The organism is Maritimimonas sp. 2405UD52-3 (assembly GCF_056591715.1).
On sequence record NZ_JBWQOL010000002.1, the window covers coordinates 519,936 to 532,692 of the forward strand.

The window sequence follows — 12,757 nt, forward strand, 5'->3', positions numbered from 1 at the left end:
CCTTGATGCTTAGCATCGAGGAATACTTTTTTTATTTATTATTAATTTTAAACCTTCTGTAACAAAATTAGCTTTATCCGCACTTATTATTCAAACAACTCAACATGATTCTGAAATTCTTATCACTAGAATGGAAGCAATATTTCCGTTCCTCCTACTGGCAAAAAGGTATTGCTATAAAATTGCTCATGGGTTTCTTTGCCTTATACCTAATTGTATCTTTTTTATCCATTGGCATAGGCGGGTACTATTTATTAAAAAAAGAATTTCCGAATCTGGATCCACTACAAATAGTAAACTCCTATTTGACCTTTTTCTTTTTAGGTGATCTTATTTTTAGATACCTCATGCAGAAATTACCCATTATGAATATTAAGCCAATGCTTATTTTACCTATTAAAAAAAGCAAATTGGTTCATTTTGTCTTAGGTAAATCAGTTTTTTCATTTTTCAATATCGCCTCGCTTTTCTTTTTCATTCCTTTTTCGTTGGTATTGATAAAGGAAGGCTATTCAATCCCAAACATTTTAGGATGGTTGGCAGCAATGCTTTTGTTAATTCTATCAAACAACTTCATCAATTTTTTGGTCAATAAAAACAATACAGCATTCATTTTAATAGCAAGTCTTGTTGTGGGGCTGATTTCATTGCAATATTTTAACATCGTTGACATCAAAAGTTATAGTCAGCTAATATTTGATACAATTGTAGTTAATCCTTTATTGGGAATTACGCCAATAGTATTAATACTAATTACTTACTATTTGAACTACATTCAATTAAAAGACAAAGTTTATCTAGACGATGCTGTTCAGGTAAAAGCAAAAGAAGCAAATACCTATAGTTTATCATGGGCTGATAGACTTGGAGACGTTGCTCCTTTTATAAAGAATGATATTCGTTTAATTTGGAGAAATAAACGAACAAAGACCGTTTTCTTAATGTCTTTTCTTTTTTTGTTTTACGGACTGATATTTTTTGACAATCCTGTTTACCGCGAAAAAATGCAGGGCTTTATAGTTTTTGCTGCATTATTTGTTACAGGTGGATTTGCGTTAAACTATGGTCAATTTATTCCTGCTTGGGACAGCTCTTATTACAAAATGTTAATGAGTCAAAATATACGTTATCGTAAATTTTTGGACAGCAAATGGTTTCTGATGGTGACCATGACTAGCATTCTATATGTACTCAGCATACCTTATATATTATATGGTTGGGATATTTTTTTGACTATTTCGGCTTGTGCAATCTTTAATATTGGTTTTAATTCCTTATTCTTACTTTTTGCAGGCTCATTTAACAGAAAGCGTATTGATTTAGAGAAAAGCGGGTTTTCAAATATGCAAGGCACAAGTGCCACACAATTTATAATCATTATTCCTTTAATGCTGTTTCCAGTCTTTCTATTCTGGATTTTCAATAAATTTTTTGGATTTAATGCAGGTCTGCTGGCAATAACTGTTGTAGGACTCGTTAGTTTATTCTTCAAAAATTATTTCATGAACCTTATTGAAAAAAAATACATTAAATATAAGTATGCTACCATTCATGCTTTTGACCAAAAAGCATCATAACCAAAAACAATGCAACTCATGATACAAACAAAAAATATTTCAAAAAAATACGGACAAACTGAAGTCTTGAGTATTCCATCACTAGAAATTCCTACGGGAGAAAGTTTTGGATTGGTGGGAAATAACGGAGCAGGTAAAACTACCTATTTCAATATGCTACTTGACCTTATTACACCAACCTCAGGAGAAATTAGTAACAATAATATTATAGTTAATAAAAGTGAGGATTGGAAACCATTTACCAGTGCCTTTATTGATGAAAGTTTCTTAATAGGTTATCTTACTCCTGAAGAGTATTTTTATTTTATTGGTGACCTTCGTGGAATGAATACAGCTGATGTTGATAATTTCTTACATCAATTTGAAGAATTCTTTAATGATGAAATTATAGGCAAAAAGAAATATTTAAGAGACCTCTCTAAAGGAAACCAAAAAAAAGCAGGTATTGTGGCTGCTTTAATGGGTAATCCTAAGGTAGTTATATTAGATGAACCTTTTGCCAATTTAGACCCAACCACACAAATACGTTTAAAAAAGATTCTAAAAGAAATTACTGATAATCGGGAAGTAACGCTGTTAGTTTCTAGTCATGATCTTAATCATGTAACTGAAGTATGCGAGCGCATTGTGGTATTAGATAAAGGATTGGTTGTAAAAGACATTCAAACTTCACAAAAAACATTAAAAGAATTAGAGGATTACTTTGCTGTATAACACCTTTTATTTTAACTATATCAATAGTAATTAATTCGTACTTTTACCACCCCAATTGACAATATTCATTGTAAATTGTAGTTACAGTATAAAATAATATCAACGTTGAATAAAAGGCTTTTAAAAGGTAGTTCATTTCTTAGCATACTTGTGCTTTTTTTAGCCTGTTCTACACAAAAAAATTCTGTTGTCAACAGAGGCTTTCACTCTCTTACCACAAAATACAATGTACTTTATAATGGTCAGATAGCTTTTGATCAGGAAAAGCAGCAAATTGATGATAATTATAATGATAATTGGTGGGAGCGTTTACCTATAGAACCTTTAAAAATTGAGGAAGAGAAAATAGAACTCCCTGCGTTACCCGGACAAAAGAAAGAGCCTGAGGAAGAGTCATTACAGGGTTTCGAAAAAGCAGAGCAGAAAGCTATAAAGGCCATCAAAAAACATTCAATGGATATTGATGGTTTTGAGAGAAATAGGCAAATAGATGATGCATACCTTCTATTAGGAAAGACCAGGTATTATCAACAGCGTTTTGTCCCAGCATTAGAAGCCTTTAATTTTATTTTAGGTAATTATACTGATGCGCGGTTACGTGATGAAACTAAAATATGGCAGTCCAAAACCCTGGTGCGTTTACAAAACGAAAAGTTAGCCTTAGAGACCTTAGATATCTTATTGAAAAATGATAATCTTCCTTTAGAGACTATTGAAAATGGCTATACCACCAAAGCCATGGTTTATGAGTCATTAGATAGTACTCAAAGAATTATTGAGAACTTAAATCAAGCCGTTTTATATTCGGTAAACCCAAAATTAAAATCTAGAAATCTTTTTATTCTGGGCCAACTGTATAGGGAGCAAAATAAAATTGATTCTTCAAATATTGCCTTAGAGGCATTGATCAATTACAAAAAAGCTCCTTATAGATATAAGATTCATGCAGAAATTGATCGCGCTAAGAATTATAGCAAAACAGATAGTGCTTCTTTAATGCTAGAAAAATTATACAAGCTCATTAAAGATCGAGACAACCGACCTTATTTAGATGAATTATATTATCAGGCGGGATTAATAGAACTTCAAAATGATAGTGTAAAAACCGCTATTGAAAATTTTAACAATTCATTAAACACACCAGACGCAAAATTGTATCAAAAAGAATTATCATATGAGCAATTGGGTAATATCAATTTTGATAGGGCAAATTTTAAAGTTGCGGGTGCTTACTATGACAGTGTTCTGACCGCTGCTGTTGAAAAAAATAACAAACGAATTAGACGGCTAACGCGTAAGCGGAAAAGTTTAGACGAGGTTATTAAGTTTGAAACCATTGCGCAAAGCAATGACAGTATCTTAAGAATAGCTGCCATGAGTGAAGATGAAAAAAAGGTCTATTATCAGGAATATGTAGATAAATTGATAGCAGAGGCCGAAGAAGCCAAACGTAAGGAGGAAGCTCTTGCGCAGACTACTGGATTTGGAAACTTTGCATCTTCAAACAGAAACAATAATACAGATGGTAGTTTCTATTTTTATAACGTGCAAGCCGTAGGTTTTGGCGAGCAGGAATTCAAACGTATATGGGGAAACAGGCCTCTTGAAGATAATTGGCGTTTATCTGATAAACAGTCGTTTACTATTTCATCTAATGACGTAAATACAAATTTGGCCACAAACAACACCTTAGTTGATTCCCTTAAATTTGATGTGAATTACTACATCAGTAAGATCCCAACAGATCAGAAAGTATTAGATAGCCTAAAAGCAGATAGAAATGATGCCTATTATCAATTAGGATTAATCTATAAAGAACAGTTTAAAGAATATGAATTAGCAGCAGATAGATTAGAGACATTATTGACATTTCCCCCAAAGGAAAATCTCATTTTACCCATCAAATATCATCTTTTTAAAATCTATGAAAATTTAGATGTTACCAAGAGCAATAAATACAAAGATGAAGTCGTTACTAATTATCCAGATTCAAGATATGCAGCCATTGTTTCGAATCCGGAAGAAGTTCTTTCATTTGATGATAAAAGTCAAACACCTCAAGGGGTGTATAATGAAATTTATTGCCGATATGATTTTCAGCATTATGAGGAAGTTGTTGAACGTATTGAATTGGCTATTAAGCAGTTTGAAGATTTACCAATTATTCCTAAATTTGAACTCCTTAAAGCCTATTCTTTAAAACAAACAACAAGTACAGATGTCTTTAAAGATGCCTTGAATTACATTGCATTAAGTTATCCAAATACAGAAGAAGGCAAACATGCAATTGATATATTAGATAAAGGAAAAGAAAAAGAAAACGCTACCGATAAAGAAAAAAGAAATGCTCCCCTACAACCAAAGAACAAAAACTAAATGGAGTATTAACTAAAAACTTAAACTATGTTTTCTGAAAAAAGATCAACACCAGGAGCCCAAACATTAGAACGCAACATTATCGGTAAAAACACTTCTTTTGTAGGTGACGTAACTTCTGAAGGCGATTTCAGAATTGACGGCCATGTAAAAGGTACCATTAAAACTTCAGGCAGAGTTATCATAGGTCAAGCCGGAACTGTTGATGGTAAAATTGAATGTACAAACGCAGATATAGAAGGAAAATTTTCTGGCAACCTGAACGTTGATCAGTTATTATCTTTGAAATCAACAGCTAACATCTCTGGTGAAGTTATCTTAGATAAGCTTTCTGTAGAGCCGGGTGCTACATTCAATGCTACTTGTTCAATGAAAGGTTCCGTTAAGGCATTGAAAAATAATGAGCCAAAACCACAGCAACAACAACAAAAAATCGCAGAAAAAACGGCTTAAGAACTGGGCAGTTTTTTCAGGTATCGGTCTGCAAATGGGACTTACCATTTTTTTAGGAAACAAACTTGGATCCTGGATTGACGGTAAGTATCAAACTACATATTGGGAAGGAATCATCACTATTTTTGCAGTTTTTGGCGCTATGTATATGATTATTCATCGGGTAAACAGCATGAATAAACAATGATTAAGAAATTGCTGACTTACGTTTTTACGTTCATTGTAATTACACTTATAGTATATTTTTTTCACACTGAATTTTTTGAAGATTTTGCCACAAATTCCAGTATACCTTTAGTAAAGGTATATTTCTTTTTGGCAGGATTCTCCTTACTTCTATGTTTGGCCCTTTTTTTTGTTTCTAAACGTGAAAAATTCAAAGACCAAGTAGGCAATTTTTACCTACTTAGTGTAGCCTTAAAAATTATTCTGTTTTGTTTGATATTTAGGCACTATATTTTTACTCCCACTCCCTTTACCACCCAACAAAGCGCTAACCTTTTGATTCCTATATTATTAACCTTATTTCTAGAAGTGATTTTCGTTGTTCAAATACTTAAGAATTCAGACCCTTTAAAAAATGTAAAATAAGGTCTTTTTAGTCAAAAAATAATATCTATATTTGCGCCGAATTTTAGACCTCATTATTTTAATAAATATGAACTTTAGAGGAGCGAACGTAGTTTTGAGAACCATTACCACCTTAAGCCTTATTTTTTTAGTATGCTTCGCAACTTTTGCAGATAATAGCAAAGGCGATGAACAAACTGGTGAGATAAATCCGGTGAATACTATGGAAGAAGTTAAAGAGTATATACAACATCACGTAAAAGATACTCATGACTTTCATTTATTTACATATTATTCAGATAAAGGTGAACATCATATCGGGTTCCCGCTTCCAGTTATTGTATGGGGTAAAAATGGCTTAACTGCATTTATGTCTTCGGCATTTCATCACGATGATAGCGGTCAAGTTGTTGTTGAAAAAAATGGCAGCCGTTTTGTGAAAAATCATGGTGTCATCTATGAACTTGAAAGTGGCGCTGAAACTGTTAAATTTGATGAAGAGCACCATCCAGTAAATGCTGCAAAGCCTTTTGATTGGTCTATCACCAAAAGTGTTTTTGGAATTTTCGTATTCGGATTATTGATGTTTCTATGGTTCGGAAGATTGGGTAGACAGTATAAGAAAAAAGCAATACCCACAGGTTTTGGTCGTGTACTTGAGCCATTGGTTATTTATGTAAGAGATGAAATAGCAAAACCTAACATTGGCCCTAAATACAGAAAATTTACTGGTTATTTAATGACAGTATTTTTCTTTATTTGGATCTCTAATTTAGTTGGTTTAATGCCTTTTGGATTTAATATTACAGGTCAATTGGCCGTAACCGCTGCATTGGCACTTATCACTTTAGTAATTTACTTATTTAGCAGTAATGGTCATTTTTGGAGTCATCAATTATGGATGCCTGGTGTACCTTATCTTATTAGACCATTATTAGCCATTATAGAGCTAGCAGGAACATTGTTAATCAAACCATTTGCTTTAATGGTTCGTTTGTTTGCTAATATTACTGCTGGACACATTGTGGTAATGAGTTTAATTGCAATTGGTATTACAAAGCAACATGAAATGACCGCATTTGGGTCTACAACATTATCATTAATATTATCATTATTTATAACGCTTATTGAGGTGCTTGTTGCATTTCTGCAAGCCTACATATTTACAATGCTTTCAGCATTGTTTATAGGTATGGCTGTAGAAGAGCCCGAGCATCATTAATAAATTTTAATTTTTTGTTTAACTATATATTTTAAATTATGGCTTTAGCAATGCTTCAAGAGGCTACTTCATTAGTTCCAAACTTAGTTGGTGCTGGATTAATTGTAATCGGTGCTGGTATCGGTTTAGGACAAATTGGTAGAGGTGCCATGGAAGGTATCGCTCGTCAACCTGAGGCTACTAACAAAATACAAACTGCAATGATTATTATTGCAGCTCTTTTGGAAGGTCTTGCGTTTGCGGCAATTTTCTTAGGAAAATAATACTTAAAAGCTCATTTTCCTGCAACGGTTGGTTGCAGGAAAATGTTTTAAATTAAAATTTAATTACAACATTATATATGGAACAATTACTAGAGAATTTTTCATTAGACTTATTCATAAAGCAGACAATTCTTTTCGTGGCACTTTTACTTTTAATGGTGAAATTTGCCTGGAAACCTATTCTAAATGCATTAAATGATCGTGAGGAAGGAATTCAAGATGCTCTTGATAAAGCAAAGAAAGCTAGAGAAGAAATGCAAAATATCAATGCTGATAATGAACGCATTTTAAAGGAAGCGCGTGCTGAAAGAGATACTATGTTAAAAGAGGCAAGAGAAATTAAAGATAATATGGTTTCTGAGGCAAAAGAGGAAGCAAGAGAGCAAGCTAATAAAATGATAGAACAAGCAAAAGCTACTATTCAAAATGAAAAACTTGCTGCTATTACTGACCTTAAAAATCAAGTTGCTGACCTTTCTATAGATATAGCTGAAAAAGTTGTAAAGAAAGAACTTTCTGGTAAAGACAAGCAGCTAGAGTTGGTTGAGGAAATGTTGGGTGATATTGAATTGAACTAATCTTTTGATTAATTATAAATGAAAGAAGCAAGAGCAGCCCTTAGATACGCCAAAGCACTTCTTAAATTAGCTATAGAGCATAAAATGGCTGATGAAGTAGATCAGAATATGATTCATATGTCTGAGACTATAGAGGGTTCTAAGGACTTACAGATAATGTTAGGGAGTCCTGTTATTAAATCTGACGCTAAAAAGAAAGCTCTCACTACAATTTTTAAAGATGATATTAACAATATCACAAAAGGATTGATTGAACAATTAATCGAAAATAAAAGGCTTCCTATTTTAAATGATATAGCAAAGCAGTATGTAATTATATATGATCACTATAAAGGTACTGAAGCGGCTAAAGTTACAACAGCCGTTCCTTTAACAGATGATCTTAGAAATAAAATACTTGTTAAAGTAAAAAGCTTGATTGGTAAAGAAGTTCACTTAGAAAGTGTAGTTGACCCTTCTATTATTGGAGGATTTATCTTACGTGTAGGTGACAAGCAATTTGATGCGAGTATTTCAGGAAAAATGAACAATTTACGTAGAGAGTTTGAAGATAACTTATACGTACCAAATTTTTAAAATAGCATAATTTAATAAGATGGCAACAATAAAACCAGCTGAAGTATCAGCAATTTTAAAACAACAACTTTCAGGTTTTGACAACAAAGCTACATTAGATGAGGTTGGTACCGTATTACAAGTAGGTGATGGTATTGCACGTGTATATGGTTTGGCCAATGCGCAATATGGTGAATTAGTTCAATTTGAAAACGGCCTTGAAGGGATTGTATTGAACTTAGAAGAAGATAATGTAGGTGTTGTATTATTAGGTCCTTCAACTTCAATTAGAGAAGGCGCAACTGTTAAACGTACTGAGCGTATTGCATCGTTGCGCGTAGGTGAAGGCATTGTAGGTAGAGTTGTAAATACCTTAGGTGAGCCAATTGATGGTAAAGGCCCTATTGAAGGCGAAACGTTTGAAATGCCATTAGAACGTAAAGCACCGGGTGTAATTTATCGTCAACCAGTAAATGAGCCTTTACAAACGGGTATTAAAGCTATTGATGCCATGATTCCAATCGGTAGAGGTCAGCGTGAATTAATTATTGGCGACCGTCAAACAGGTAAATCTACAGTTGCGCTAGATACCATCTTAAATCAAAAAGAATTTTATGATGCTGGTGAGCCTGTTTACTGTATCTATGTTGCCATAGGTCAAAAAGGTTCTACTGTTGCTGCTATTGCAAATATGTTAGAAGAAAGAGGTGCCTTAGCGTATACTACTATTGTTGCCGCAAACGCTTCTGATCCAGCTCCAATGCAGGTATATGCCCCTATGGCAGGTGCTTCAATTGGTGAATATTTTAGAGATACTGGTCGTCCTGCTTTAATTATCTATGATGATTTATCAAAGCAAGCGGTTGCATATCGTGAAGTATCATTATTATTAAGAAGACCTCCAGGACGTGAGGCTTATCCTGGTGATGTATTCTATTTACACTCTAGGTTACTAGAGCGTGCTGCTAAGGTCATTAACGATGATACTATTGCGGCACAGATGAATGATGTACCTGATGCTCTAAAAGGAAAAGTAAAAGGTGGTGGTTCACTAACAGCATTACCAATTATTGAAACTCAGGCAGGTGATGTATCAGCATATATTCCAACAAATGTAATTTCTATTACTGATGGACAGATCTTCTTAGAATCAGATTTATTTAACTCTGGTGTGCGTCCTGCAATTAATGTGGGTATCTCTGTATCACGTGTGGGTGGTTCTGCACAGATCAAATCAATGAAGAAGGTTGCAGGTACGTTGAAGCTAGATCAAGCACAGTACCGCGAACTAGAAGCATTTGCTAAGTTCGGTTCTGATCTTGATGCTGCTACAATGAATGTAATTGAAAAAGGGAAGCGTAATGTTGAGATCTTAAAGCAATCTCAGAATGATCCATTTACGGTTGAAGATCAAGTAGCAATTATCTATGCAGGTTCTAAGAATTTATTAAGAAACGTTCCTGTTGATAAAGTGAAAGAATTTGAGAAAGATTTCTTAGCTTATTTGAATGCTAAGCATAGAGATACATTAGATACGTTAAAAGCGGGTAAGCTTACTGATGAAACTATTGCTGTATTAGAAAATGCTGCTGAAGAACTATCAGCTAAATACGCTTAATTAATTTTGAATTTTAAGTATTGAGTTTTGAATTACTCATCACTTGACACTTATAACTCATACCCTGAAAAATGGCAAACTTAAAAGAAATACGTAACAGAATTACATCTATTGGTTCAACCATGCAGATTACAAGTGCTATGAAAATGGTATCTGCCGCTAAGTTGAAAAAAGCCCAAGATGCAATTACTGCTATGCGTCCATATTCAAATAAATTAACTGAGTTATTACAGAACTTGAGTGCTACTTTAGATAGTGATTCAGGTGGAGTTTATGCAAACGAACGTGAAGTAAACAAAGTTTTACTGGTTGCGGTTACTTCAAATAGAGGGTTATGTGGTGCTTTTAATTCTTCTATTATTAAAAAATCTATTGACGTTATAACAAATGACTTTGATGGAAAAGAGGTAGATGTATATAGCATCGGTAAAAAAGGAAATGATCTGTTATCAAAAGAATATAATGTTGTTGGTAACAAAAGTGAATTGTTTGATGAATTAACATTTACCAACGCTGCTACTATTGCTGAAGAATTGATGCATTTGTATGCAGAAGGAAATTACGACAAGATTATTTTAGTCTATAATAAGTTTAAGAATGCTGCAACACAAATAACAACTGTTGAGCAATTCCTACCGATCGTTCCTGCGGAAAAAGATACCAGTGCTAACTTAGATTATATTTTTGAGCCTTCTAAAGAAGAAATTGTTCAAGGATTGATTCCTAAGTCATTAAAAACACAATTGTACAAGGCAGTTCGTGACTCTTTTGCTGCGGAACATGGCGCGCGTATGACTGCCATGCACAAGGCAACAGATAATGCTACAGAAATGCGTGATGAACTACTATTGAGTTATAACAAAGCTCGTCAAGCTGCTATTACCAATGAAATTTTAGAGATTGTTAGTGGTGCTGAAGCATTGAACGGATAAACAAAATCAAAAAATAATTCTTAAAAACCCAAACAATCAATTGTCTTGGGTTTTTTTATTTTATTTGTCTAACTTTTAGATAAAACGCTATGAAGAAAACTCTATTTATATTATTTGCTCTATCACTATTTTGTTGTAATTCAGATGAATCTATTTCTGAAGAAAAAAGTTGTGAATTAAAAAACTCTCATTTTTCTTTTCTCGAACTTACGGATAATGGTTCTATTCTTAATAACCCAGAGAATGATGGTTTAATAGAATTTATTCGAGATAAACATGGTAAAATTACAAGAACAAATGGTGGGATTATCTCATTAGATCCTTCATTAGGATTTAGTAGTTTTTTTTCAAAAACAATCTATGACTCAATTGCACATTTCAAAGATTCCATTAGAATTTATAAAAAAGAGCTTGGTGACCCTTATTTTTATAGTGACATCTCTTTCAAATTAAATGACCTTGGAAGTGTTATTGAAATGAACAGAACTTTTCCTTATAAATCTTTCTCTTTTAAATATTTAAACAATAAAATTGTTGAGGGTGTAGATAAAAAGTCAAACGTTATACATTCATATGAATATATAAACGATAATTTGATAAGAATTGAAGCTATTCTTTATGACCGAACTTTTCAAGATAATACGAGGATTGTTAGGAGAGCTGTTCACACTTTTGAAGAATATGATGATAAAGAAAATCCTTTCGAGGGTTTATTTTACTTGAGAGGTGCCTTCTACAGGTCTTTATCTAAAAACAATTACGGAACTCATAAATATGTAGTAGAAAGCCAAACTAATAATGAGGATTGGCACATTGAAGAAAGTTATTTTTATACTGTTAATTTTGAGTATGAAGAAAACAACCTTCCAAAATTCGGTGAATATGATTGTAACTAAATATAACTTAAATTTTTAACACCCAGAGTTTCTTAACTTTGGGTGTTTTTATTTTTAATAAAATGAAAGTACTCCTACTTGACACCAATCATGAAATTTTAAAAACCGGATTAGAAAATCTAGGCTTTAAATGTGATGAAGATTATGCTTCCTCAAAAGATGTTGTTCAACAAATAATTGCTGATTATGATGGTATTATTATTAGAAGTCGATTCACCATAGATAAAGCTTTTTTAGACAAAGCGACAAATCTAAAATTCATAGGTCGCGTAGGTGCAGGGTTAGAAAATATTGACTGTGATTATGCTAAATCTAAAGGAATAGCATTAATCGCCGCTCCTGAAGGTAACAGAAATGCCGTGGGGGAGCATGCATTGGGACTGTTACTGTCACTATTTAATAAACTCAATAAAGCTGATAGAGAAGTTCGTGAAGGTAAGTGGCTACGTGAAGATAATAGAGGTATGGAACTTGACGGAAAAACTATTGGCCTAATTGGCTATGGAAATATGGGTAAAGCTTTTGCCAAAAAGCTTCGTGGTTTTGACGTTGAAGTACTTTGCTTTGACATATTGCCTAATGTTGGAGATAAAAATTGTAAACAAGTTTCTTTAGAAGAACTTCAAGAAAAGGCAGATATTGTCAGTTTGCACACACCTCAAACCGAGTTGACCATCAATATGGTTAACACCAACTTTATTAATACTTTTAAAAAACCTTTTTGGTTAATTAATACCGCACGTGGTAAATCTGTTGTAACAAAAGATTTGGTTAAAGCTTTAAAATCAGGTAAGGTTTTAGGAGTTGGCCTAGACGTACTCGAATACGAAAAAGCGTCCTTTGAAAATTTATTTACAGATGATGCACTACCGGAAGCATTTGAATACCTGATTCATTCTGATAAAGTGCTTTTATCACCTCATGTTGCCGGATGGACAGTTGAAAGTAAAGAGAAATTAGCACAAACGATTGTCGACAAAGTAAAAACAAAATTTTGCTAACT

Annotated in this window: 14 protein-coding genes; all 14 read left to right on the forward strand. The window is 33.2% G+C overall.

The genetic code is table 11. From position 1 onward, the window contains the following. The first annotated feature begins 104 nt into the window (after nt 1-104). The 14 genes from AC1EU5_RS06635 to AC1EU5_RS06700 all read left to right on the forward strand — a co-directional run bounded on the left by AC1EU5_RS06635 (nt 105) and on the right by AC1EU5_RS06700 (nt 12,755). Nucleotides 105-1,577 carry a DUF5687 family protein gene (locus AC1EU5_RS06635; RefSeq protein WP_480191586.1) on the forward strand — a complete coding sequence of 491 codons (1,473 nt, stop codon included), beginning with the start codon at nt 105-107 and terminating at the stop codon, nt 1,575-1,577. An 18-nt stretch (nt 1,578-1,595) separates the two neighbouring features. Then, nucleotides 1,596-2,291 carry an ABC transporter ATP-binding protein gene (locus AC1EU5_RS06640; protein WP_480191587.1) on the forward strand — a complete coding sequence of 232 codons (696 nt, stop codon included), beginning with the start codon at nt 1,596-1,598 and terminating at the stop codon, nt 2,289-2,291. 105 nt (nt 2,292-2,396) lie between these two features. Further along, entirely contained in the window at nt 2,397-4,667 is a 2,271-nt protein-coding gene (gene porW, locus AC1EU5_RS06645; protein ID WP_480191588.1) for a type IX secretion system periplasmic lipoprotein PorW/SprE, read from the forward strand. 27 nt (nt 4,668-4,694) lie between these two features. Continuing rightward, on the forward strand, nt 4,695-5,120 hold the full coding sequence (locus AC1EU5_RS06650) for a bactofilin family protein (protein ID WP_480191589.1): 426 nt from the start codon (nt 4,695-4,697) through the stop codon (nt 5,118-5,120). Continuing rightward, nucleotides 5,068-5,307, forward strand: a complete 240-nt coding sequence (locus AC1EU5_RS06655) for an AtpZ/AtpI family protein (protein WP_480191590.1) — start codon at nt 5,068-5,070, stop codon at nt 5,305-5,307. Before AC1EU5_RS06650 ends, AC1EU5_RS06655 begins: the two co-directional genes overlap by 53 nt. After that, nucleotides 5,304-5,711 carry a DUF6168 family protein gene (locus AC1EU5_RS06660; RefSeq protein WP_480191591.1) on the forward strand — a complete coding sequence of 136 codons (408 nt, stop codon included), beginning with the start codon at nt 5,304-5,306 and terminating at the stop codon, nt 5,709-5,711. Before AC1EU5_RS06655 ends, AC1EU5_RS06660 begins: the two co-directional genes overlap by 4 nt. 67 nt (nt 5,712-5,778) lie before the next feature. Further along, entirely contained in the window at nt 5,779-6,912 is a 1,134-nt protein-coding gene (gene atpB / locus AC1EU5_RS06665; protein ID WP_480191592.1) for a F0F1 ATP synthase subunit A, read from the forward strand. Between the two features lie 38 nt (nt 6,913-6,950). Then, a complete protein-coding gene (gene atpE, locus AC1EU5_RS06670; RefSeq protein ID WP_321234013.1) occupies nt 6,951-7,175 on the forward strand; it encodes an ATP synthase F0 subunit C in 225 nt (74 codons plus the stop codon). A gap of 77 nt (nt 7,176-7,252) precedes the next feature. Next, on the forward strand, nt 7,253-7,753 hold the full coding sequence (locus tag AC1EU5_RS06675; protein ID WP_480191593.1) for a F0F1 ATP synthase subunit B: 501 nt from the start codon (nt 7,253-7,255) through the stop codon (nt 7,751-7,753). 18 nt (nt 7,754-7,771) lie between these two features. Then, complete coding sequence (gene atpH, locus AC1EU5_RS06680) at nt 7,772-8,329, forward strand: ATP synthase F1 subunit delta (protein ID WP_480191594.1); 558 nt, start codon at nt 7,772-7,774, stop codon at nt 8,327-8,329. A 19-nt stretch (nt 8,330-8,348) separates the two neighbouring features. Continuing rightward, the gene (atpA, locus tag AC1EU5_RS06685; RefSeq protein ID WP_480191595.1) at nt 8,349-9,926 is read left to right on the forward strand and encodes a F0F1 ATP synthase subunit alpha; all 1,578 of its coding nucleotides are present in this window, start codon (nt 8,349-8,351) and stop codon (nt 9,924-9,926) included. Between the two features lie 71 nt (nt 9,927-9,997). Next, entirely contained in the window at nt 9,998-10,858 is an 861-nt protein-coding gene (gene atpG / locus AC1EU5_RS06690) for an ATP synthase F1 subunit gamma (RefSeq protein WP_480191596.1), read from the forward strand. An 89-nt stretch (nt 10,859-10,947) separates the two neighbouring features. Continuing rightward, nucleotides 10,948-11,754 carry a hypothetical protein gene (locus AC1EU5_RS06695; RefSeq protein WP_480191597.1) on the forward strand — a complete coding sequence of 269 codons (807 nt, stop codon included), beginning with the start codon at nt 10,948-10,950 and terminating at the stop codon, nt 11,752-11,754. 62 nt (nt 11,755-11,816) lie between these two features. Then, entirely contained in the window at nt 11,817-12,755 is a 939-nt protein-coding gene (locus AC1EU5_RS06700) for a 2-hydroxyacid dehydrogenase (RefSeq protein WP_480191598.1), read from the forward strand. Nucleotides 12,756-12,757 lie beyond the last annotated feature (2 nt).